Origin of the sequence: Lysobacter sp. Root667 (assembly GCF_001427715.1) — a bacterium.
Classification (GTDB): domain Bacteria; phylum Pseudomonadota; class Gammaproteobacteria; order Xanthomonadales; family Xanthomonadaceae; genus Lysobacter.
On the sequence record NZ_LMHF01000011.1, the window covers coordinates 204,169 to 226,811 of the forward strand.

The window sequence follows — 22,643 nt, forward strand, 5'->3', positions numbered from 1 at the left end:
CGACCTTGCCGCAGCGCGCGCCGCCACGGCAAGGGCCCAAGGTCAGGCGACTTCGGCGACCACGTTCGCGGGGGCGTTGCGTACGCGCGCATAGCGCCAGGCGATCAGCACGCCCAGGACCAGCAAGGACGAGGCGATGAACCACGGCACGCCCGGCAGGTGCACCGGCGTGGCCTTGCCGATGAAGTAGCCGAAGCTGCCGGCGAACAGGGTCGGGCCGATGATGCCGGCCAGGCTGATCAGGCTCATCAGCGCGCCCTGGATGCGGCCCTGCACGTCGGCGCCGACCTGGCGGGTGATCAGCGCCTGGGTCGCCGGCGCCGCCATGGCCCACAGCGCGCTGATCGGCAGCCCGACCAGGAACATCCAGCCGCTGCCGGCGAAGCCGTAGATCATGAAGCCGATCGCGCCGCAGCCCAGGCCCAGCAGCAGCGTGCGGCGCTCGCCGAAGGCCTTCACCGCCCGCCCGATCAGCACCACGTTGACGATCACGCTGAGCACGCCGACCACGCCCAGGACGAAGCCGACTTCCTGCTCCTTCCAGTGATACCGGTAGTCGGCGAACAGCACGAACACGCTGGGATAAACGTAATGGGCGAGGTTGGCGATGAACACCACCGCGGCCAGGCCGAACACCTGCGGATAGCGCTTGAGCAGCATCAGCGAGCCGACCGGATTGGCGTGCGACCAGTCGAACCGGGCGCTGCGGCGTTCCGGCGGCAGCGACTCGGGCAGCACGAACAGGCCGTAGCAGAAGTTCAGCAGCGCCAGCCCGGCCGCGAACCAGAACGGCAGGCGCATGTCGTAGTGACCGAGCTGGCCGCCGATCACCGGACCGATGATGAAGCCCAGGCCGAACGCGGCGCCGATCATGCCGTAGCTCTTGGCGCGCTCTTCGGGCTGGGTGACGTCGGCGATGTAGGCGTTGGCGGTGCTGAAGCTGGCCGAGGTGATGCCGGAGATCACCCGCCCCACCAACAGCCACGGCAGGGTGTTGGCCAGGGCCATGAAGATGAAATCCAGGCCCAGGCCCAGGCACGACAGCAGGATCACCGGACGCCGGCCGTAACGGTCCGACAACGAGCCCTGGATCGGCGCGCACACGAACTGGATGAAGGCGAACAAGGTGCCGAACACCGCGATCCAATAGGCCGCATGTTCGGTGTCGCCACCGGCGAATTTTTTGATCAGGCCCGGCAGCACCGGAATGATCAGGCCGAACGACAACACGTCGATCAGCACGGTAACGAAGATGAAGACGAGCGCGGCGCGGCGCGCGCCGGGAACGGATGCGGTCACGTGGGGGGCGTCGAAACGGAAGCGATGGCGCAGTCTAGCGCGCGCAGGCGAACGCGAGCCGTGCCATACGCCTCGCAGGGATGGTTTCCGACGTTACTAATTGCTCGCGACGCGACGAAATTCATCATTTCGATCAGTCACTTGGCTGCGATCCGCCGAGCCCGTCGCAGCCTCGCGAGCGGCGTGCGCGACGAGCGCGCCGAAGCGCTCGCCGGACGAATTGCCGCAGCGCACAAATTATGATTTATTCGATTCACGCTCGGTAAGGACACGCAGGTACGGGACCAGTCCCGCGCCCTCGGCAGCTCTGCCCCAGCGCGCAGCCAGCAAGCGATCCATCCGCGTTCTTGCATGCCTTTGCGGGCATGCCCCCCCAAGAGCTTTCCGGAGATGCGATGCAAGCCAAGCAGCAAACGATGCTGTACGACCCACGCGACGAGCGGGACAGCTGCGGCTTCGGCCTGATCGCGCAGCTCGACGACCGCCCCAGCCGCGCGCTGGTCGATCGTGCGCTGGAAGCGCTCGCGCGCATGACCCACCGCGGCGGCATCGCCGCCGACGGCCTCAGCGGCGACGGTTGCGGCCTGCTGATCCGTCATCCCGACAGTTTCCTGCGCAGCCTCGCGCGCGAAAGCGGCATCGCCCTGGGCGCGCATTACTGCGCCGGCCTGGTGTTCCTGCCGCACGACGAGACCGACGCCGCGCATGCCCGCGCGACCCTGGCCCAGACCCTGGAACACGAGCAGCTCAACGTCGCCGGCTGGCGCGTCGTGCCGGTCGACACCGCGTCCTGCGGCGAACTCGCGCGCCGCACCATGCCGCGGATCGAGCAGGTCTTCGTCGAAGCCGCGACCCCGTTCGATCCGGCCGGCTTCCAGCGTTCGCTGTTCCTGGCCCGGCGCCGCGCCGAGCAACGCCTGCGCGAGATCCAGGACTTCTATGTGGTCAGCCTGTCCTCGGCCAGCATCGGCTACAAGGGCATGGTCCTGCCCGACCGGCTGACCCAGCTGTATCCGGACCTGCGCCGCGACGACCTGGTCGCCAGCGCGGTGGTGTTCCACCAGCGCTTCTCGACCAACACCACGCCGCGCTGGCCGCTGGCGCAGCCGTTCCGCCTGCTCGCCCACAACGGCGAGATCAACACCATCGCCGGCAACCGCGCCTGGGCGCAGGCGCGCGCGCACGCCTGGCGCACGCCGACCCTGGACCTGCGCGAGTTCGACCAAGTCGTGGGCACCGACGGTTCGGACTCGCAGAGCCTGGACAACATGCTCGAGGTGCTGCAGGCCGGCGGCATGGACCTGCTCAAGGCGATGCGGATCCTGATTCCGCCGGCCACGCAGTCGCTGGAATACAAGGACGCCGACCTCGCCGCGTTCTACGAGTACTACGCGCTCAACACCGAACCCTGGGACGGCCCGGCCGGCATCGTCACCTGCGACGGCCGTTACGCCGCCTGCACGCTCGACCGCAACGGCCTGCGCCCGGCGCGCTGGCTGCGTTCGCGCGACCGTCATTTCCTGATCGCCTCCGAAGCCGGCGTGTGGGAACTGCCGGCCAGCGAGATCGAGGCCAAGGGCAAGCTCGGCCCCGGCGAGATGATCGCCGCCGATCTCTACCAGGGCGAGTTGCTGGATTCGGAGGCGATCGACCGCATCAACCGTGCGCGCGCGCCGTACAAGCGCTGGCTCAAGCAGGGCATGACCTACCTGCACAGCGAGCTGATCGATCCCAACCTGGCCGCCGAGCCCTTCGATCCCGACACCCTGGCCGGGTTCCAGAAGCTGTTCCAGCTCAGCCGCGAAGAGCGCGAGCAAGTGCTGCGCCCGCTCGCCGAGACCGAGCAGGAAGCCACCGGTTCGATGGGCGACGACGTGCCGATGGCGGTGCTGTCGCAACAGGTGCGGCCGCTGTACGACCATTTCCGCCAGGCCTTCGCCCAGGTCACCAACCCGCCCATCGACCCCTTGCGCGAGGATTGCGTGATGTCGCTGGCGGTGCAGCTGGGCCGCGAAGGCAACGTCTTCGTCGACGGACCCGGCAACGTCGGCCACATCCACCTCAACTCGCCGGTACTGGCGCAGCGCAAGCTGCGTCAGCTGCTGGCGCTGGCGCCGTTCGACAGCTCGCACCGATTCATCGACCTCAACTTCGACCCGGCCGAAGGCCTGAAGGCGGCCCTGCACCGGGTTTGCGCCGAGGCCGAGGCGGCCGCGCGCGAGGGCGTGGTGCTGCTGATCCTGACCGATCGCCGGCCGCGACGCGACGCGCTGATGCTGCACGCCCTGCTCGCCACCGGCGCGGTGCACCAACACCTGGTGCGTACCGGCCTGCGCTGCGAATCCAATCTGATCGTCGAGACCGGCACCGCGCGCGATCCGCACCACTTCGCCTGCCTGCTCGGCTTCGGCGCGACCGCGGTCTATCCGTATCTGGCCTACCAGACCCTGCACGACCTGGGCGTGCGCGGCATCCTCAAGACCAAGCACGGCGAAGTCGCCCAGATCGGCCGCAGCTACCGGCGCGGGATCAAGAAGGGCCTGCTCAAGATCATCTCCAAGATGGGCATCGCCACCATCGGCAGTTACCGCGGCGCGCAGCTGTTCGAGATCATCGGCCTGGACCGCGAGGTGGTCGAACTGTGCTTCGACGGCGCGCCCTCGCGCATCGGCGGCGCCGGCTTCGCCGAACTGCAGGCCGATGCCGCGCACCTGGCCGCACAGGGCTGGGATGCGAATCGCCTGCCCGAGATCGGCGGCCTGCTGCGTTACGTGCCCGGCGGCGAGTACCACCTGTTCAATCCCGACGTGGTGACGCGCCTGCAGCGCGCGGTCGGCAGCGGCGAATGGTCCGACTGGCAGTCCTACGCCGAAGCGGTCAACGAACGTCCGACCGCGGCGCTGCGCGACCTGCTGCAGCTGCGCAGCGAGGGCGCGACTCCGATTGCGGTGGACGAGGTCGAACCGGTGTCGGCCATCGTCAAGCGCTTCGACTCGGCGGCGATGAGCCTGGGCGCGCTGTCGCCGGAAGCGCACGAAGCGCTGGCGATCGCGATGAACCGGCTCGGCGGGCGTTCCAATTCCGGCGAAGGCGGCGAAGACCCGGCGCGCTACCGCACCGACAAGGTCTCGAAGATCAAGCAGATCGCCTCGGGCCGCTTCGGCGTGACGCCGGAGTACCTGGTCAACGCCGAAGTGCTGCAGATCAAGATCGCCCAGGGCGCCAAGCCCGGCGAAGGCGGCCAGCTGCCCGGCCACAAGGTCAACGAGCTGATCGCGCGGCTGCGTTTCGCGATGCCCGGCATCGGCCTGATCTCGCCGCCGCCGCACCACGACATCTATTCGATCGAAGACCTGGCGCAGCTGATCCACGACCTGCGCCAGGTCAATCCGCAGGCGCTGATCTCGGTCAAGCTGGTCTCGCACGCGGGCGTGGGCACCATCGCCACCGGCGTGGCCAAGGCCGGCGCCGACCTGATCACCGTGTCCGGCCACGACGGCGGCACCGGCGCCAGCCCGCTGTCGTCGATCCGCTACGCCGGCACGCCCTGGGAACTGGGCCTGGCCGAGGCGCGCCAGGCCCTGGTCGCCAACGACCTGCGCGAACGGGTGATCCTGCAAACCGACGGCGGCCTGAAGAGCGGGCTGGACGTGGTCAAGGCCGCGCTGCTGGGCGCGGAGAGTTTCGGCTTCGGCACCGCGCCGATGATCGCGCTGGGCTGCAAGTACCTGCGCATCTGCCATCTCAACAACTGCGCCACCGGCGTCGCCACCCAGGACGACCAGCTGCGCCGCGAGCATTTCACCGGCCTGCCCGAGCGCGTCGAGAATTTCTTCCGCCTGTTGGCCGAAGAAGTGCGGCAGTGGCTGGCGACGCTGGGCGTACGCACGCTGGGCGAGATCGTCGGCCGCACCGACCTGCTGCAACAAATCGAAGGCGACAGCGCGCGCCAGCAGCGCCTGGACCTGGCTCCGCTGCTGGCCGGCTCCGGCCTGAGCCACGGCGGCCATTGCGGCATGCCGGCCCCGGCGCTGGAACCCGAGGGCCTGTCCGCGCAGCTCGAAGCCGAGCTCGCGCCGGTGATCGCCGACAAGCGCGGCGGCGAGTTCGCCTACCCGATCCGCAATACCGACCGCAGCATCGGCGCGCGCCTGTCGGGCCGGATCGCGCGCCTGCACGGCGACCGCGGCATGGCCGATGCGCCGATGACGCTGCGCTTCACCGGCACTGCGGGCCAGAGCTTCGGCGCGTTCCAGGCCGGCGGCCTGCGTTTCGAACTGGAAGGCGAAGCCAACGACTACGTCGGCAAGGGCATGGCCGGCGGCCGCATCGTGCTGCGCCCGCCGACCGGCGCGCGCTACGTCGCCCACGAGACGCCGATCCTGGGCAACACCTGCCTGTACGGCGCCACCGGCGGCGAGCTGTACGCGGCCGGCCGCGCCGGCGAACGCTTCGGCGTGCGCAACTCCGGCGCCACCGCGGTGGTCGAGGGCGCGGGCGATCACTGCTGCGAGTACATGACCGGCGGCGTGGTCGCGGTGCTGGGCCGCACCGGCCTGAACTTCGGCGCCGGCTTCACCGGCGGCATGGCCTACGTGCTCGACACCGAACGCGATTTCGTCGACCGCTACAACCACGAGCTGATCGACATCCTGCGCATCTCCGCCGACGGCTTCGAGCACCACCGCTCGCACCTGCGCGACCTGCTGGACGCCCACGCCGAACTCACCGGCAGCGTGTGGGCGCGCCGGATCCTGGACGAGATGCGCGACTACATGGGCAAGTTCTGGCTGGTGAAGCCCAAGGCGGCGAGCTTGGAATCGCTGGCCGAAACCCTGAGGAGCGCGGCGTGATTTCGACCTCTTTCGTTACAGGCGCCAATACTCTTTGGTTCAGTCTTGCGGACGCAACGGCAAAGACGATGCCGCCGGATATCCGTGCGTCGCGCTACAAACCGGTAGGCCCGCCCTCCTCGGCCGAGGGTGAAATGGCGAGCCTGCGGACCGCAGGTTCGTGCGCCGCTGCACGCCGCCAGGCGATGCGACAACGAAGCCCACGGGGTCAGGCAGGATGAGCAAGAAGCAGGTGTTCCAATTCCGCGAAGCGCCGCGCGAGATGCCGACGCGGATCCCGCTGGCGCTGCGCCAGGGCGGCGACTGGGGCGAACTCTATGGCCGTTTCGGCGAAGCCGAGGCCAAGAAGCAGGCCGGGCGCTGCCTGGACTGCGGCAATCCCTACTGCGGCTGGGCCTGCCCGCTGCACAACTACATTCCCAACTGGCTGGAACTGGCGCGCGAAGGCCGCGTCGACGAAGCCGCGGCGCTGTGCCACGAAACCAATCCGCTGCCCGAGATCTGCGGCCGCGTCTGCCCGCAGGACCGCCTGTGCGAAGGCAGCTGCACGCTCAACGACGGCTTCGGCGCGGTCACCATCGGCGCGGTCGAGAAGTACATCGTCGACAAGGCGCTCAGCGGCGGCTGGCGCCCGGACCTGTCGACCGTGCAGCGCCTGGGCAAGCGCGTGGCCGTGGTCGGCGCCGGCCCGGCCGGGCTGGCCTGCGCCGACCGCCTGGCGCGCGCCGGCATCGATGCGGTGGTGTTCGACCGTTACGAGGCGATCGGCGGACTGCTGCACTTCGGCATCCCCAGCTTCAAGCTGGAGAAGTCGGTGATCGCGACCCGGCGCGAGGTGCTCGAAGGCATGGGCGTGGAGTTCCGGCTCGGTGTCGAGATCGGCCGCGATGTCGCCTTCGACAGCCTGCTGGCCGACTTCGACGCGGTGTTCCTGGGGCTGGGCAGCTACCGCTACACCGACGGCGGCCTGCCGGGACAGGATCTGGCCAACGTGCTGCCGGCGCTGCCGTTCCTGGTCCAGAACGGGCGCCTGGTGCAGGGCGCGGAGCGGGTCGAGGGCCGCGCGATCGCGGGCTGGGAAGACCATATCGAACTGCCCGACCTGCGCGGCAAGCGCGTGGTCGTGCTCGGCGGCGGCGATACCGGCATGGACTGCGTGCGCAGCGCGGTGCGGCTGGGCGCGGCCGAAGTCAGCTGCGTGTACCGCCGCGACGAGGCCAACATGCCCGGCTCGGCGCGCGAGGTCGCCAACGCGCGCGAAGAAGGCGTGCGCTTCCTGTTCAACCGCCAGCCGCTGGCGCTGCTCGGCGAAGACCGGGTCAGCGGCGTGCGCGTGGCCGAAACCGTGCTCGGCGCGCCCGATGCGCGCGGTCGCCAACGCGCCGAGATCGTGCCCGGCAGCGAGTCGGTGCTGGACGCGGACGTGGTCGTGATCGCGTTCGGCTTCCAGCCCGATCCGCCGGCCTGGCTGGCCGCGCACGGGATCGAACTGGAGAACGACGGCCGCATCCGGGTGCCGAACAAGGGCGGCTGCAAGTCGCGCGGCGGTGTCGCGGCGGCGACGCGTCCGTTCCAGACCACGCATCCGCGCGTGTTCGCCGGCGGCGACGGCGTGCGCGGCGCGGATCTGGTGGTGACGGCGGCGTACGAAGGGCGCGAGGCGGCGGCGGGGATCGTGGCGCTGCTGCGGGAACAAGTGCCGGCGGCGGCGCGCGAGGTTGAAGCGGCGGCGGTGGGCTGAGGGTTACGACGCGGGGTCGTTGTCGCGGCCCTCACCCCAACCCCTCTCCCGCAGGCGGGAGAGGGGCTTAGCGACGGTGCCGGCAGGATGAGCGGGCCGCTGTTAGCGCCCCGGACCGACGTCGATGAAGCGCAGGAATTCCGCACGCGTGCGTGCGTCCTCGCGGAAGGTGCCGAGCATCTTCGAGGTGATCATGCTGACGCCGCGCTTGTGCACGCCGCGCGTGGTCATGCATTCGTGCGCGCCCTCGATCACCACGCCCACGCCGAGCGGCTGCAGCACGTCCTGGATCGACTGCGCGATCTGCGCGGTCATCTTTTCCTGGACCTGGAAGCGGCGCGCGTAGGTTTCGACCACGCGCGCGAGCTTGCTGATGCCCACGACCTTGCCGTTGGGCAGATAGCCGACATGCGCCTTGCCGATGATCGGCGCCATGTGGTGTTCGCAATGGCTTTCGAACTCGATGTCGCGCAGCACGATCATTTCGTCGTAGCCGGCGACCTCCTCGAAGGTGCGCGCCAGGTACTCGCGCGGATCGTCGTCGTAGCCGCTGAACCAGTCGCCGTAGGCCTCGACCACGCGCTTGGGCGTGTCGAGCAGGCCCTCGCGGGCGGGGTCTTCGCCGGCCCAACCCAGCAGCGTGCGGACGGCCGCCTCGGCCTGCTCGCGGGTCGGCTTGTTCTTGTCGTCGGCCATGACGCAGCCTCAGCAATGGGGGATGGGCATCCTACTCCACTGCGCTCGGGCATCGGAAACACACAGCGTTCCGCGACCGGCGCGGCGCGGTCGGCTCAGCCCGGCTCCGGCGTCGGCAGCGTCGCGGCCGGCGCCACCCCGACCGTGTTGCGGCCGGCGCTGCGCGCGCCGGCCAAGGCCTGTTCGGCGCGATCGAGCAGGCTCTGCACCGATTCGCCGCGCTGCGCCATCGCCAGGCCGACGCTGGCGCTGGCCGCGATCTCGTGGCCGTCGATGCGGAACGTACGCTGGCTGAAGGCGTCGGCGAGGCGGCGGCCGAGCAGTTCGCAGTCGACGCGCTCGCATTCGGCCACCACCGCGAAGCTGTCGCCGCCCATGCGCGCGATGGTGTCGTCCGGACGCAGCACCCCGCGGATCCGCGCCAGCGCCTGCTGCAGCAGCGCATCGCCGATGGCGCGGCCGTAGCGGGCGTTGATCTCGCCGAAGCGGTCCAGGTCCAGCAGCAGCAGGCCGTGATGCTTGAGTCCCAGGCTGCCCGGTGCCGACCAGGTTTCTAGCAGCAGCCGCAGCGCGGCGGCATTGAGCGTGCCGGTGAGCGGGTCGCGGTCGCCGGATTGGCGCGCCAGCAGTGCCAAGCGGTGACGGTTGGCCGCGTGCTGGCTCAAAGCCAGGGCCAACACGCCCGATTCCAGCACCGCCGCCAGCGCCAGGCCGCGGTCGGCCCATTCGGCGCGGCCGACGCCGAAGGGATAGGCCGCGAGCACGCCGACGAACAGCAGCAGCGGCGTCCAGCCCAGCAGGTAGTAGCCCGCGTACGGCGCGCCGCGGCGCCAGGCCATGATCGCGGCGACGAACATCAGCGGAATGCCGACCAGCAGCAGTGCGTTGCCGCCGATGTACCAAAAGCCGTGCACGCGCTCGCGCAGCACCAGCAGCACCGCCAGCCAGGCGAGGTTGGCCCACTGCACGGTGCGAACCAGGATCGCCAGGCGCGGCAGCAGGCGCGGCAGTTCTAGGAAACGCAGGCTGAAACCGAGCTGGAAGACCGTCGCCAACGTGGCCAGGGTCCAGGTCACGGTCAGGCGTCCGCTGGCCAGGCCGGCCAGGCCCCACATCTCGGCCGCATCGCCCGACACCATCAGCAGATAGATCGCAGCGCAGGCCAGGTAGGCGCCGTAGGCCAGGTAGACCAGGTCGCGGAAGGCGTACCAGATGGCCAGCATCGCCACCGCCATCAGCATCATCGCGGTGAACGCGGCGACCATGAAACGCGAATCGCCGCGCTCCTGGCGCGCGAGTTCGGGCACGGTCGCGAAACGCAGGCTCAGCGCCTCGGCGGTGTTGCCGCCCACGCGCAGGTAGGCGACGTCGCCGCGGGTCCAGCCGTTGGGCAGCGGCAGCACCCAGCCGCGCCGCAGCAGCACCGGGCCGCCGTTCTCGGCGTCGTTGACGATGCGCGGCGCCGCGCCCGGCGGGTAATAGGTGACCGGGCCGCGCGCACGCGCGCCGCGCAGCACCAGCAGCCGGCTTTCGCTGGCTGCGATGCTGCGGTCGGTGGTCAGGCGGATCCAATAGCCGGCCTGGCGCCGTGGCATGGTCAAGTAGACCAGGTCGCCGGGCTCCTCGGCGGTGGAGCGCGCGGTCACCGGTGCGGAGGCCGGCGGCCCGTCGAGTTCGCCTTCGGTCAACAGCAGCTCGGCCTTCAGGGCCTGCGCTGCAACCGGGGCGCTGAAGGCGCAGGCAAGCGCCAGCGTCAGCGCCAGCCACGCGCTGCCCCAGATCCGACGCGTCCCTCGATTCCCCAACGGCATGCGCGGAGTCTAACGTCTGCGGGCGGCCGCGGCCGCTTCGTGCCGGCGCGCGACGCCGGCCTGACCGTGCTCATCGCGGCGGCGCGAAAACCTCAGCCGCGCTCCGCCGACCGTCGCGGCGGCAGCTGCCGCTGCCGGTCGGCGGCGTGCTGGGTCAGGGCGATCATCAACACGCCGGTTTCCAGTACCACCGCCAGCAACAGGCCGCGCTCGGTCAGGTAGGAATCGCCGAAGCCGAAGGCCTTGGCGGCGATCAGACCGGCGAACAGCATCAGCGGCGTCCAGCCGATCAAGTAATAGCCCGCATACCGGGCGCCGCGCCGCCAGGCCGCGACCGCGGCGTACACGATGGTCGGAATCGTCAGCAGCAGCAGGCCGTTGCCCGCCATGTACCAGTACTGGTAGACGTGGTCGAAGGCCAGGACCAGCGCCGCCAGCGCGATCGCGTTGGCCCATACGATCGCGCGCAAGGCGGTCGCCGCCCGCGGCAGCAGGCGCGGCAACTCCAGGAAACGCACGCTGAAGCACAGCTGGAACATGGTGGTCAGGGTGGCGACGAACCAGGGCGCGCCGTCGCGCTGCGCCGCCGACCCCACCCACTCGTCCGGCAGCTTGATCCAGCCCGTCATCATCAACAGGTAGGCGGACAGGCAGACCATGTAGCCGCAGTAGTACAGATACATCGGATCGCGCGACGCGACCCAGAAACCGGCCACCACCAGAGTCATCGTCAGCATCAGGGCGTAGACGACGATCGCGAAGCGGCGGTCGCTTTCCAGCTCGCGCGTCAGCTCGTCGCGATCGGCCAGGCCGATGTCGAGCGTCGTATCGTGGCGCGCGTCGAGGCGCCCGTAAGCCGCCACGCCGGCCTTCCAGTCGGCCTCCAGCGGCAGCGCCCAGCCGCGTCGCAGCAGCATGGGGCCTTCCTCGCGCACATAGCCGATCAGCGCTATCCGCGTCGAGCCGGGCGGGTAATAGCCGACGTAGCCGTAAGCGCGCGCGCTACGCAAGACGATGACGCGCCGGCTGGCGGCGGCGACGTCTCGATCGACGCTGAAACGCAGCCAATGCCCGTGCCGGTTGCGCGGCAGATCGATGCGCACCAGAGCATCGGCATCGGCCGTCGTCCAGCGCTGGGTCGCGTTCGCGGTGTCCGGGCGCGCCCAGCCGCTGCCGTCGGCGTCCAGGCGTTCGACCGTCAGCGTCTGCGCAGGGGCCGCGAGCGCGAACAAAGCGGCCAGCGCGAACACCATCGCGATCCATGCAGCGCCCACTTTCCTTGGCATAGCCGATCTCACCGTCCGCGTGGCTGGAGTCTAACGACTCACGTCCGCGCCGGCTTCGCCAACAGCGCGCGCCGATGGCGCGCGGCCGCGCGCTGGGTCAGCGCCATCATCAGCACGCCCGATTCCAGCACCACCGCCAGCACCAGGCCGTGTTCGTCCCAGCCGAAGCTGCCGAATCCGAAGGTCTTGGCGGCGATCAGGCCGGCGAAGACCATCAGCGGCGTCCAGCCCAGCAGGTAGTAGCCGGCGTACTCGGCGCCGCGCCGCCAGGCCGCGATCGCGGCATAGACGAGGGTCGGGATGACCAGCAGCAGCAAGCCGTTGCCGCCCAGATACCAGTAATGCTTGGTGGCCCGATAGGCGAACACCAGCACCGCCAGCCAGGCCAGGTTCGCCCACACGATCGCGTGCAGCACGCGCGCGGCGCGCGGCAGCAGCCGCGGCAAGTCGAGGAAGCGCACCGTGAAGGCGATCTGGAACACGGTGGTCATGGTCGCCATGAACCAGGGGATGGCTTCGCGGCGCACGTCCTGGCTGGCCCAATGCTCGGGTACCTCCAGCCAGTTCGACATCATCAGCATGTACACCGAGATGCAGACCAGATAGCCGAGGTAGTACAGGTACACCGCCTCGCGCGACATCGCCCACAGACCGGCCACGGCCAGGGTCATCAGCAGCAGGGCGGCGTAGGCGGCTATGGTGAAGCGGCGCGCGCCTTCGCGCTGGCGCGCGAACTCGGCGCGGGTCGACAGGTTCACGCTCAGCACGACCGGAATTTCGCCTTGCATGCGGATGTAGGCGGTATCGGCGCGTTTCCATCCCGCCGGCAGAGGCAGGGCCCAGCCCGGGCGCAGCAGCAGGGACTCGTTGCCGCGCACCAGGCTGGGCAGGGTCAGCCGGTCGGATCCGGGCAGGTAGTAGCCGATCAATCCATACACGCGCGCACCCTGCACGCCGATGACGCGCTGTTCGCTGCCAACGATGTCGGCGTCGACGCGCAGGCGCAGCCAATGCCCGCCGCGGTGCCGCGGCAACTCCAGGTGTGCCGGCGCCTCGGGATTCGCACTGGTCCATCGCGCCCGCACCGGCGCCGCGTCGGGCAGCGACTTCTGCGCGCCCTCGACCCGCAGCCATTCCACCGTGAGCGTCTGCGCGGCGGCGGGGGCGGCGAATGCCCAGGCCAGCGCGAACCACAGCGCGGGCCCCGCCCACTTCCCCATCCTGCGCATGCTTCCGAATCCCCGTGCGACCGCGACGGGGAGTCTAGCGCCTGCGCGGCGGGAGGCGAAAAGAAAACCGACGGGGCGACAGCGGCGCACGCGAGGGGGAGGGACCTGCGCCGCTCGCCGACCCGTCGGCGAGAAAGAAATGCAACGACCGCGCGAGGCGACCCCGAACTGACGGGTCGGCACCGCACCGCGGACGGCGCTGCATCGTTCGAAACCGGCGCCGGGCGCGGATCGGAATCCGCGCCCGGCTCACGCGGATCCGGCCGGGGCCGTCATCCGCGCACGGTGGAGAAAACCGGCCCGCCACCAGGAGGCGGGCCGTGCGACGGCCGGGCCGACCGCCGCAAAACCATGGCCTCAGCGCCGGGCGACGTCCTCGCGCAGCGGCGTGCGCGACGACCAGCCGCCGGCCAGCGCTTTGTACAGCGCGACCGCGCCGGTGACGCTGCGGGTACGGCCGTCGGCGAAGGCGTCCTGGGCCTGCAGCTGGGTGCGTTCGGCGTCGAGCACTTCGAACAGGTCGGCGGCGCCGGCCTCGTAACGCACCCGCGCCAACTGGGCGGCCTTGGCGCTGTCCTGCGCCGCGCGTTCCAGATGGCCGTCCTCGATGCGCGCACGGCCATAACGCACCAGCGCGTTCTCGGTGTCTTCCAGCGCCAGCAGCACGGCCTGCTGATAACGCGCGAGCTCGCCGGCGGCGTCGGCATCGCTGGCGGCGATACGCGCACGCACACGGCCGATATCCAGGAACGACCAGTCGATGCCGAGCGCGACCAGGCGGGTTTCGCTGGCGCGTTCGAACAGCGCGCTGCTGTCGATCGCCTGGCTGCCGATCAGCCCGCCCAGGGTGAAGCGCGGGAACAGGTCGGCGGTGGCCACGCCGATGCGCGCGGTGGCCGCGTGCAGACGGTGTTCGGCGGCGGCGACGTCGGGACGGCGGCGCAGCAGCTCGCCCGGCGTGCCCGCGTCCAGTCGCGCCGGCAAGGCCGGCAGCGGCTGCTGCGGTTCGAGCTGGGCGATCAGGGCGTCGGGCGTGCGCCCGGTCAGCACCGCCAGGCGGTGCATGGCGACGGCGACCTGGGCTTCCAGCGCCGGCACCCGCGACAGCGTGGCTTCGAGCTGGGCGCGGGCGCGCGAGGTGTCGAACTCGGTGCCGCGGCCGGCGGAGAAGCGCGCATCGACCAGGCGCAGGGTTTCGCGCTGGTTATCGGCGTTTTCGCGCGCCACCCGCAGGCGTTCCTGCAGGCCGCGCAGATCGACGTAACCGCCGGCGACTTCGCCGACGATCGTGACCTGCATCGCCTGCAAGTCCGCAGCGGTGGCCCAGGTGTCGGCGCGCTGCGATTCGACGTTGCGGCGCACGCGGCCCCACAGGTCGAGTTCCCAGGTCGCGTTGACGCCGGCGCTGTAGCTTTCGTTGTCGCGACCGCTTTGGGCCACGCCCGGCAGCTGGTCGGCGCTGGAACGCGCGTCCTGGGCGTTGGCGCTGGCGGTCAGGGTCGGGAAGCGGTCGAACTTGGCGCCGCGCAGCAGGGCGTTGGCGCGGTCGTAACGCGACAGCGCGATGCGCAGATCGTGGTTGGCCGACAGCGCGTCCTCGACCAGCTGGGTCAGCATCGGGTCGTTGAAGCCGCGCCAGAATTCGACGTCGGCTTCCGGTGCCGCGGTATCGGCAGCGCCGGAATCCGCGACCGCGACGGTCTCGCCGGCGCGGGCGAAATTGTCCGGCGTGGCCAGGGTCGGGCGCACGTAGTCGGGGCCGACCGCGCAGGCGCTCAGCAGCGCCGCGGCGACGCCGAGCGCCAGAGTACGGATCACCATGGCAGGGTTTCCTCCAAGTGGTAGTAGCCGCCGCTGGGGCCGGCTTCGTCGATCAGGGCCAGGCGCACGCTGGTGCGCGCGCCGTCGGGGATGCTCATGTCGCCGTTGGCGTTCATGTCGGTCTTCACCGAGCCGGGATGGAGGGTGTTGACCTTGTGCGGGGTGTCGCGCAGCTCGTAGGCCAGGTGCGCGGTCCAGGCGTTCACCGCGGTCTTGGAGACGTTGTAGGCCGGCACCTTGTAGTGATAGATCGGCGAGGCCGGATCCTGGTGCAGCGCGATCGAGCCCAGGATGCTGGACACGTTGACGATGCGCGCGGCCGGCGCCTTGTGCAGCAGCGGCAAGAAGGCCTGGGTGGTCGCGATCAGGCCGAACAGGTTGGTGTTGAAGGTCTCCAGCCAGACGTCCAGGCTCTGCTGCGAAGGCTTGAGCTGGCCGTCGTCGCGGAACACGCCGGCGTTGTTGACCAGGATGTCGAGGCGGCCGTGCTTGGCGGCGACCTCTTCGGCCGCCGCGGCGATGCTGCTGTCGCTGGTGACGTCCAGCGCGATCGCCTCGACCGGCAGGCCCTGCGCCTGCAACTGCAGCGCGGCGTCGACCGCCTTGCCGCGATCGCGTCCGGCCAGCAGCACATGCACGCCTTCGGTGGCGAGCTGGCGCACGGTCTCCAGGCCGATGCCGCGAGTGGCGCCGGTGACCAGCGCGATCTTGGAAGCGTGTGGGTTAGCCATGGGGAAGTTCCTTGTTTCGTGGGGGACGGACCGGATCCGGTCCGAGGGCCCGGCGGTGGAAGAATCCACCGCCAGACCTTGCAGCGTGGGCGTGCGCCGATCAGGCATGCGCGGAGGCGACGTGATCGGCCGAGTGGTTCACCAGCGGCTTGCTGCCGGCCAGCTTGCGCAGGGCGACGTAGAACACCGGGGTCAGGAACAGACCGAACAGGGTCACGCCCAACATGCCGGCGAACACCGTGATGCCGGTGACCGAGCGGATTTCCGCACCGGCGCCATGCGACAGCACCAGCGGCACGGTGCCGGCGATGAACGCGATCGAGGTCATCACGATCGGGCGCAGACGCAGGCGGCACGCTTCCAGCGCGGCTTCGACGATGCCCTTGCCCTGCAGTTCCAGCTCGCGGGCGAACTCGACGATCAGGATGGCGTTCTTACAGGCCAGGCCCATCAGCACCACCAGACCGACCTGCACGAACACGTTGTTGTCGCCGCCGGTCAGCCATACGCCGAGCAGCGCGGACAGCATGCACATCGGCACGATCAGGATCACCGCCAGCGGCAGGGTCCAGCTTTCGTACAGCGCGGCCAGCACCAGGAACGCGAGCAGGATGGCGAGTGGGAACACGATCATTGCGGCATTGCCCTGGCTGGCCTGCTGGTAGCTCAGGTCGGTCCATTCGATTTCCATGCCGTGCGGCAGCACCTTGGCGGCCACGTTCTTGACCACGTCCATGGCCTGGGCCGAGGACATCACGCGCGGATCGACGTCGCCGGCGATGTCGGCGGCCGGGTAGCCGTTGTAGCGCAGCACCGGGTCGGGGCCGTAGGTCTGCTTGACGCTGACCATCGAGCCGATCGGCACCATCTCGCCGCGGTCGTTGCGGGTACGCAGGTTGGCGATGTCCTCGACGCTGTCGCGGAACGAACCGTCGGCCTGGGCGATGACCTGCCAGGTGCGGCCGAACTGGTTGAAGTCGTTGACGTAGGCCGAGCCCAGATAGGTCTGCAGGGTGTCGAACAATTCGGTCAGCGGCACGCCCTGGGCCTTGGCCTTGACGCGGTCGACTTCGGCGTCGAGCTGCGGCACGTTGGCCTGGTAGGTGCTGTTGGCGTAGCCCATGCCCGGGGTCTGCATGACCGTGCCCTGGAACCCGCTGACCGCGTTCTGCAGCGCGCCGTAACCCAGGTTGCTGCGGTCCTCGATGAACATCTGGTAGCCCGCACCATTGCCCAGGCCGAGGATCGGCGGCGGCATCAGGGCGAAGGTGAAGCCTTCCTGGAAGCCGCCGATCTTCTGGTTGAGCTCGGCGGTGATCTCCACCGCGCTACGGCTGCGCTCGGCGAAGGGCTTGAGCGGCAGGAACGCCACGCCGGTGTTGGGCGTGTTGGTGAACTGCACCGCGTTCAAACCCGGGAAGGAGATCGTGTTCTGCACACCGTCGATGCCGCTGGCGATGTCGGTGACCTTCTTCAGCAGGGCGTCGGTACGCGCGATCGACGAGCCTTCCGGCAATTTCACCGCCGCGATCAGGTACAGCTTGTCCTGCAGCGGGATGAAGCCGGCCGGCACGATCTTGAACATGAAGCCGGTCGCGACCAACAGCACCGCGTAGACCACGAACACCGCGCCGCGCTTGCCCAGCGTGCGTTTGACCGCGCCCTGGTACTTCTGCGAACTGGAGGCGAAGAAGCGGTTGAACGGACGGAAGATCCAGCCGAACAGGCGGTCGATCAGGCGCGAGGGTGCGTCCTTGGCGGCGTCGTGCGGCTTGAGCAGGCGCGCGGCCAGGGCCGGCGACAGGGTCAGCGAGTTGATCGCCGAGATCACCGTCGAGATGGCGATGGTCACCGCGAACTGCTTGTAGAACTGACCGGTCACGCCCGACAGGAACGCCATCGGCACGAACACCGCGCACAGCACCAGCGCGATCGCGACGATCGGGCCGGACACTTCCTTCATCGCCTGGTGCGCCGCGGCCAGCGGAGTCAGGCCTTCCTCGATGTTGCGTTCGACGTTCTCCACCACCACGATCGCGTCGTCGACCACGATGCCGATCGCCAGCACCAGACCGAACAGGGTCAGGGTGTTGATCGAGAAGCCGAGCAGGTACAGGGCGGCGAAGGTGCCGACCACCGAGACCGGGACGGCCAGCAAGGGGATGATCGAGGCGCGCCAGGTCTGCAGGAACAGGATCACCACCAGCACCACCAGCGCGATCGCTTCCAGCAGCGTGGTGACCACGGCCTTGATCGAATCGCGCACGAAGATGGTCGTGTCGTAGACCGCCTCGTACTTGATGCCTTCCGGGAAGCTCTTGGACAGGCGATCCATGTTGGCGATCACCTGCTCCTGGATCTCCAGCGCGTTGGCGCCCGGCGACTGGAAGATACCGATGCCGACCGCGTTCTTGCCGTCCAGCTGCGAACGCAGGCTGTAATCGCCGGCGCCCAGTTCCAGGCGGGCGACGTCGGACAGGCGCACGATCTCGCCGTCGGCGCCGCTCTTGACCACGATGTTGCCGAACTCTTCCTGGCTCTGCAGGCGGCCCTTGGCGTTGATCAGGGTCAGGAAGTCGCTGTTGGGCATGGGCTCGGCGCCGAGCTGGCCGGCCGAGACCTGCACGTTCTGCTCGCGCATGGCGCGCAGCACGTCGCTGGCGGTCAGGCCGCGCGAGGCGACCTTGTCCGGGTCCAGCCAGACGCGCATGGCGTAGTCGCCGCCGCCGAAGATCTGCGCGTCGCCGACGCCCGACAGGCGCGCCAGCGAATCCTTGACGTGCAGACGGGCGTAGTTGCGCAGGTACAGGGTGTCGTACTTGCCGTTGGGCGAAGTCAGGTGCACCACCATCAGGAACACCGGCGACTGCTTCTGGGTCGTCACGCCTTGCCGGCGCACGTCCTCAGGCAGTCGCGCCAGCGCCTGGCTGACCCGGTTCTGCACGCGCACGGCGGCATCGTCGGGATCGGTGCCGGGACGGAAGGTGACGGTGATCGCCAGCACGCCGTCGGAACCGGCGACCGACTTGATGTACATCATGTCTTCGACGCCGTTGATCGCTTCTTCCAACGGCGTGGCGACGGTTTCGGCGATGACCTTGGGGTTGGCGCCCGGGTACACCGTTCGCACCATCACCGACGGCGGTACGACTTCGGGATATTCGCTGATCGGCAGGATCGGTATCGCGATCAGGCCGGCGGCGAAGATCACGATCGACAGCACGGCAGCGAAGATCGGCCGATCGATGAAAAATTTGGAAAAGTCCATAACGGATTCCTTGGTGCGGCTTGCAGCCGCATGAGTCCCCGGCCGTCGCCATGGCGACGGCCTTGATTGCGAAATCCTCTGAGCGCGTCAGGCTTAGCTCGTCGTCCCCGCGCAGGCGGAGATCCGGAGCCGCTGACGTTCTCGCCCGAAGCGCCCCGGATCCCCGCGTTCGCGGGGATGACGGATCAGGGCGTCCGGAGGATCCCAGGGTTCAGCGTGTCGCGATCACTTCGCCCCGGCGGTGCTGGCGACGGGCTGACCCGGCACCGGTGCCGGCGCGCCCATCGCGATGGTCTTCGGAGCCACCGGCGCGCCGGGGAAGAAGATCTTCTGCACACCGTGCACGATCACCTTGTCGGTCGGCGCCAGGCCCGACTGGACCACGCGCAGACCGTCGATCATGCGGCCGAGCACCACGTCCTTGCGGACCGCTTCGCTCTTCTGGCCGAGCACGTAGACGTACTTGCGGTCCTGGTCGGTGAGCACGGCCTTGTCGTCGATCAGCATGGCCTTGAAGTCGCCGCTGCCTTCCAGCTGCACGCGCGCGAACATGCCCGGCGTGAACTGGCGATCCGGGTTGGCCACCACCGCGCGGGCGCGGATGGTACCGGTGGTCGGATCGACCTGGTTGTCGGTGAAGTCGACCGCGCCTTCGTGCGGGTAGCCGGCTTCGCTGGCCAGACCGACGCGGACCGGGTTCTTGTTGTCGGCGCGCTCGCCCTTGCGGGCCAGGTCGTTGTAGCGCGAGTAGGTCTGCTCGTCGCTTTCGAAGTAGACGTACATCGGATCCTGTGAGACCAGGGTGGTCAGCAGGGTCTGATCGGCCTGGGCCAGGTTGCCGACGGTGATCAGCGCGCGGCCGGCGCGGCCGCTGATCGGCGCACGCACTTCGGTGAAGGTCAGATCCAGCTGGGCCGAGGCCACCGCGGCTTCGGCGGCGCGCACGCCGGCGTTGCCCTGGGTGGTCGCGGCGCGGCGGGTTTCGAACTCTTCGCGCGAGATCGCCTTGGCCTCGACCAGGGTCTGGGCGCGCTGGTCCTGGGTCTGGGCCAGGCGCGCTTCGGCGCGCGCGCGTTCCAGCTGGGCCTGGGCGCGGTTGAGCTCGGCGCGGTAGCGGCGCTGGTCGATCACGAACAGGAGGTCGCCTTTCTTGACCTCCTGTCCTTCCTTGTAGGCGACGCGTTCGACGTAGCCGCTGACGCGCGGGCGCAGTTCGACCGATTCCACCGCCGCGACGCGGCCGGTGAATTCGTCCCACTGGCGGACCTGCTTGCTCAGCACCTGGGCGACGCTGACGTCGGCCGGCGGCGGCATGCCGCCGCCTTCGGCGGCCTGGCTGCCGCAGCCGGCCATCGCCAGGGCAATGACGACGCTCGCGGCGAGCGCGAGTACGGGGAGCCCGGGGCCGGCGCGGCCGGAGCGGGCGAGGACTTTGCGAGGGCTCATTGTGGGTAGGGTTCCTGGTTGGTTTTCGAAGAAGTGATCGCTTTCAGCAGTGCGCGAGCGTCTTGCAGACAGCGTTGCGCCTTGGAGTCGGCAGGGCTATCCGGATCTTGCGTAACGGTCGCTGGCGTCGCGTTCGTCGCGGCGGCTGGCTGGAAGCGCGCGGTCTGGGCCGCGGGTGGGACGGGTTCGCGGTCGATGTCGTCCGACAGGTCGACCGCGTAAGGCGGCAGCGTCGAGGGGCCCGGCGCGCGCGCATAGGTAACGATGGCACGCGCCGGCTCGCTGCGCTGCTCGGCCTGTTCGATCAGGGCCAGCGCACGCTGGCCGATCGACAGCGCGCTGGGCCATTCCGGGCAGGCGTGGCCATCGTTGAGTTCGGTACGCACCGGCATGTCGACCGCGAGCAGTTGCACCCGCACCGACATCTGCCGGGCTTCGTCGTGCAGCACGCGCGCGAGCATGCGCAGCGCGGCGGCGCCGATCGAGCGGTGGCCGTAACCGGCCCAGGGGTGCTCGCTGCCGGGGCCGCCGATCAGCACGTAGCTGCCGCCGCGATCGCCCTCGGCGAGCAAGGGCAGCAGGTGACGGGCCGCGGCCAGGTGCGGCAGCAGGTCTTCGTCGAGCTTGCGGCGCAGGAACGCGGCCGGGTGGTCGAGCAGGCGGCCGCGCTCGTTGCTGCCGCAGACCGCGGCGACCACGCCGGCCAGCGGGCGCCCGAGCTTGCGCAGGGCGCGCGCGAGCTTGGCGCCGTCGGCGTCGCTGGCGACCGAGCCGCTGATCACGGTCAGGTCGGCCTCGGGGTAGGCCGCCTGCAGCAGCTTGAGCTCACGGCCGCCGCGGGCGACCGCGATCACCGGCCAGCCGGCCTTGACCGCCGCCCGGACCACGCCGCGGCCGACGCCGCCGGTGGCGCCCAGAATCACCAGGGGGGATTTCATTGTCCCGCTCCCGGGATTTTTTCTCCCGTCAGCGGGATGATTTCGCGGCGAGTGTGGTGCGACAGCAGGGCGCCCACCGCCGGCAGCACCAGCATCGCGGTCGGCAGGGCGACCGTGAAAGCCAGCACCCAGGCCAGCATCCAGGCCTCTTCCGCGCCTTCGGACAGGCCTTGGCGGAAGACGATGGCGGCCAGCACGATCAAGGCTGACATCGCTATCATCATCAGCGGCAGGAAGGCGAGGCGGGCTTGGCGGGCGGTCAACATGGCGGCGGGAGGGGGTTTCGGGTGTGCCGCAGAGATTAGGCGCACGAACGGCACTTGATTAGCCGTTGATTCAGGGAATAATTGTCCCGACATCGGGCTAATGCCCCGCTCGGCTCCCCCAGCCGGTCCGAGACGGCCCTTCCCGTCATCCCAATCCGGAGGCCCCCATGGCCCGCGATCTCAACGACACCCTGATCTTCGTCAAGGTGGTCGAGCACGGCAGCTTCATCTCCGCGGCGCGCGCGCTGCGGCTCCCCAAGACCACGGTCAGCCGCAAGGTCCAGGATCTGGAGACGCGCCTGGGCGCGCAGCTGCTGCACCGCACGACCCGCAAGCTCGGCCTGACCGAGGCCGGCAACATCTACTTCGAACACTGCCAGCGCATCGCCCGCGAACTGGACGAAGCCGAAAGCGCGGTCGGCCAGCTGCAGGGCGGCCCGCGCGGCTGGCTGCGCTTCACCGCGCCGTACTCGGTCGGCATCACCTGGATCGCGCCGCTGCTGGGCGAGTTCCACGCCCGCCATCCCGAGGTGCGACTGGAGATGCTGCTGACCAACGAACCGCTGGACATCATCGACAAGGAGATCGACGTCGCCCTGCGCGTCGGCGAGCTGCCCGACTCCAACCTGATCGCGCGCCGCCTGGCGGTGTTCCGCACCCAGGTCTACGCCAGCCCGAACTACCTGGCCCGCCACGGCGAGCCGCTGCACCCGGACGATCTGCAGCACCACCGCACCCTGGCGATGCAGAAGTCGCGGCGCAACGGCGCCTACGTATGGACGCTCAGCGACGGCGAACGCAACATCGACTACCGGGTCGATCCGGTGCTGGTCGCCAACGACCCCGGCGCGCTCAAGGGCGCGCTGCTGTGCGGCGAAGGCCTGATGCTGGCCAGCGACGTCACGGTCAAGGCCTACGCCGAACAAGGCTATGTGCAGCGCGTGCTGGCCGGCTGGACCGGTCCGGAGATGGACTTCAACGCGGTGTTCCCGCGCGGCCAGGTGCAGTCACCCAAGGTGCGCGCGTTCGTCGACTTCCTGGTCGAACGCCTGAACTTCGACGCCGACTACATGCAGGTGCTGTGCCCGGACCGCCAGCGTTTCCGCAAGGCCTCCGAGGACGCCTCCGCGGCGATCGCGGCCGAACTGGCCAAGGTCGCCAAGCAGCGTCCGAACAAGGCCGCGCCTTCGCCGGAAGTCGAAGTCGAAGCGATCGTGGCCGGCGCACGCCACGACGAAGACGCGGAACTGGCCTGAGC

At 69.6% G+C, this 22,643-nt stretch carries 15 protein-coding genes; 4 read left to right on the forward strand and 11 right to left on the reverse strand.

The annotated features are described in order from the left end of the window. Positions 1-42: 42 nt before the first annotated feature. Positions 43-1,299, reverse strand: coding sequence for a TCR/Tet family MFS transporter (locus ASD78_RS11035; RefSeq protein WP_055905394.1), 1,257 nt, complete (start codon positions 1,297-1,299; stop codon positions 43-45). 60 nt (positions 1,300-1,359) lie between these two features. Here ASD78_RS11035 and ASD78_RS20740 point away from each other — a divergent pair, with 60 nt between their 5' ends. The 3 genes from ASD78_RS20740 (at position 1,360) to ASD78_RS11045 (ending at position 7,893) form a co-directional block, all read left to right on the forward strand. After that, positions 1,360-1,542 carry a hypothetical protein gene (locus ASD78_RS20740; protein ID WP_156087712.1) on the forward strand — a complete coding sequence of 61 codons (183 nt, stop codon included), beginning with the start codon at positions 1,360-1,362 and terminating at the stop codon, positions 1,540-1,542. A 152-nt stretch (positions 1,543-1,694) separates the two neighbouring features. Continuing rightward, a complete protein-coding gene (gene gltB, locus ASD78_RS11040; protein WP_056101309.1) occupies positions 1,695-6,152 on the forward strand; it encodes a glutamate synthase large subunit in 4,458 nt (1,485 codons plus the stop codon). A gap of 217 nt (positions 6,153-6,369) precedes the next feature. Further along, positions 6,370-7,893, forward strand: coding sequence for an FAD-dependent oxidoreductase (locus ASD78_RS11045; protein ID WP_056101312.1), 1,524 nt, complete (start codon positions 6,370-6,372; stop codon positions 7,891-7,893). 102 nt (positions 7,894-7,995) lie between these two features. On the opposite strand, the gene folE is transcribed toward ASD78_RS11045, so the two are convergent. From folE to ASD78_RS11095, 10 genes are all read right to left on the reverse strand, one after another. Beyond that, positions 7,996-8,589, reverse strand: coding sequence for a GTP cyclohydrolase I FolE (gene folE / locus ASD78_RS11050; RefSeq protein WP_055905403.1), 594 nt, complete (start codon positions 8,587-8,589; stop codon positions 7,996-7,998). A gap of 95 nt (positions 8,590-8,684) precedes the next feature. Next, the gene (locus ASD78_RS11055) at positions 8,685-10,400 is read right to left on the reverse strand and encodes a diguanylate cyclase (RefSeq protein WP_056101314.1); all 1,716 of its coding nucleotides are present in this window, start codon (positions 10,398-10,400) and stop codon (positions 8,685-8,687) included. Positions 10,401-10,492: 92 nt separating this feature from the next. After that, positions 10,493-11,686, reverse strand: a complete 1,194-nt coding sequence (locus ASD78_RS11060) for a 7TM-DISM domain-containing protein (RefSeq protein WP_082575562.1) — start codon at positions 11,684-11,686, stop codon at positions 10,493-10,495. Positions 11,687-11,724: 38 nt separating this feature from the next. After that, positions 11,725-12,915 (reverse strand): 7TM-DISM domain-containing protein, encoded by a 1,191-nt coding sequence (locus tag ASD78_RS11065; RefSeq protein ID WP_082575563.1) that lies wholly within the window; start codon positions 12,913-12,915, stop codon positions 11,725-11,727. Positions 12,916-13,272: 357 nt separating this feature from the next. After that, positions 13,273-14,736 carry an efflux transporter outer membrane subunit gene (locus ASD78_RS11070; RefSeq protein ID WP_055905415.1) on the reverse strand — a complete coding sequence of 488 codons (1,464 nt, stop codon included), beginning with the start codon at positions 14,734-14,736 and terminating at the stop codon, positions 13,273-13,275. Then, positions 14,730-15,467: an SDR family oxidoreductase gene (locus tag ASD78_RS11075; RefSeq protein WP_055905419.1), complete on the reverse strand. Its 738-nt coding sequence runs from the start codon at positions 15,465-15,467 to the stop codon at positions 14,730-14,732. Before ASD78_RS11075 ends, ASD78_RS11070 begins: the two co-directional genes overlap by 7 nt. Positions 15,468-15,567: 100 nt before the next feature. Beyond that, positions 15,568-18,735 carry a multidrug efflux RND transporter permease subunit gene (locus ASD78_RS11080; protein ID WP_055905423.1) on the reverse strand — a complete coding sequence of 1,056 codons (3,168 nt, stop codon included), beginning with the start codon at positions 18,733-18,735 and terminating at the stop codon, positions 15,568-15,570. Positions 18,736-18,960: 225 nt separating this feature from the next. Then, positions 18,961-20,181, reverse strand: a complete 1,221-nt coding sequence (locus ASD78_RS11085; protein WP_056101322.1) for an efflux RND transporter periplasmic adaptor subunit — start codon at positions 20,179-20,181, stop codon at positions 18,961-18,963. Then, positions 20,178-21,119, reverse strand: coding sequence for an SDR family oxidoreductase (locus ASD78_RS11090; RefSeq protein ID WP_056101326.1), 942 nt, complete (start codon positions 21,117-21,119; stop codon positions 20,178-20,180). Before ASD78_RS11090 ends, ASD78_RS11085 begins: the two co-directional genes overlap by 4 nt. After that, positions 21,116-21,385, reverse strand: a complete 270-nt coding sequence (locus ASD78_RS11095; protein ID WP_055905432.1) for a DUF2798 domain-containing protein — start codon at positions 21,383-21,385, stop codon at positions 21,116-21,118. Before ASD78_RS11095 ends, ASD78_RS11090 begins: the two co-directional genes overlap by 4 nt. Positions 21,386-21,552: 167 nt before the next feature. On the opposite strand from ASD78_RS11095, the gene ASD78_RS11100 reads away from it, so the two are divergent. Then, positions 21,553-22,641, forward strand: coding sequence for a LysR family transcriptional regulator (locus tag ASD78_RS11100; protein WP_055905435.1), 1,089 nt, complete (start codon positions 21,553-21,555; stop codon positions 22,639-22,641). The last annotated feature ends 2 nt before the right edge of the window (positions 22,642-22,643 follow it).

Coding starts and splice junctions, on each gene's coding strand:
- ASD78_RS11075 (WP_055905419.1), bottom strand. CDS start 15,467: ATGGCTAACCCACACGCTTCCAAGATCGCGCTGGTCACCGGCGCCACT.
- ASD78_RS11080 (WP_055905423.1), bottom strand. CDS start 18,735: ATGGACTTTTCCAAATTTTTCATCGATCGGCCGATCTTCGCTGCCGTG.
- ASD78_RS11055 (WP_056101314.1), bottom strand. CDS start 10,400: ATGCCGTTGGGGAATCGAGGGACGCGTCGGATCTGGGGCAGCGCGTGG.
- ASD78_RS11070 (WP_055905415.1), bottom strand. CDS start 14,736: ATGGTGATCCGTACTCTGGCGCTCGGCGTCGCCGCGGCGCTGCTGAGC.
- gltB (WP_056101309.1), top strand. CDS start 1,695: ATGCAAGCCAAGCAGCAAACGATGCTGTACGACCCACGCGACGAGCGG.
- folE (WP_055905403.1), bottom strand. CDS start 8,589: ATGGCCGACGACAAGAACAAGCCGACCCGCGAGCAGGCCGAGGCGGCC.
- ASD78_RS11100 (WP_055905435.1), top strand. CDS start 21,553: ATGGCCCGCGATCTCAACGACACCCTGATCTTCGTCAAGGTGGTCGAG.
- ASD78_RS11090 (WP_056101326.1), bottom strand. CDS start 21,119: ATGAAATCCCCCCTGGTGATTCTGGGCGCCACCGGCGGCGTCGGCCGC.
- ASD78_RS11065 (WP_082575563.1), bottom strand. CDS start 12,915: ATGCGCAGGATGGGGAAGTGGGCGGGGCCCGCGCTGTGGTTCGCGCTG.
- ASD78_RS11095 (WP_055905432.1), bottom strand. CDS start 21,385: ATGTTGACCGCCCGCCAAGCCCGCCTCGCCTTCCTGCCGCTGATGATG.
- ASD78_RS11060 (WP_082575562.1), bottom strand. CDS start 11,686: ATGCCAAGGAAAGTGGGCGCTGCATGGATCGCGATGGTGTTCGCGCTG.
- ASD78_RS11085 (WP_056101322.1), bottom strand. CDS start 20,181: ATGAGCCCTCGCAAAGTCCTCGCCCGCTCCGGCCGCGCCGGCCCCGGG.
- ASD78_RS11045 (WP_056101312.1), top strand. CDS start 6,370: ATGAGCAAGAAGCAGGTGTTCCAATTCCGCGAAGCGCCGCGCGAGATG.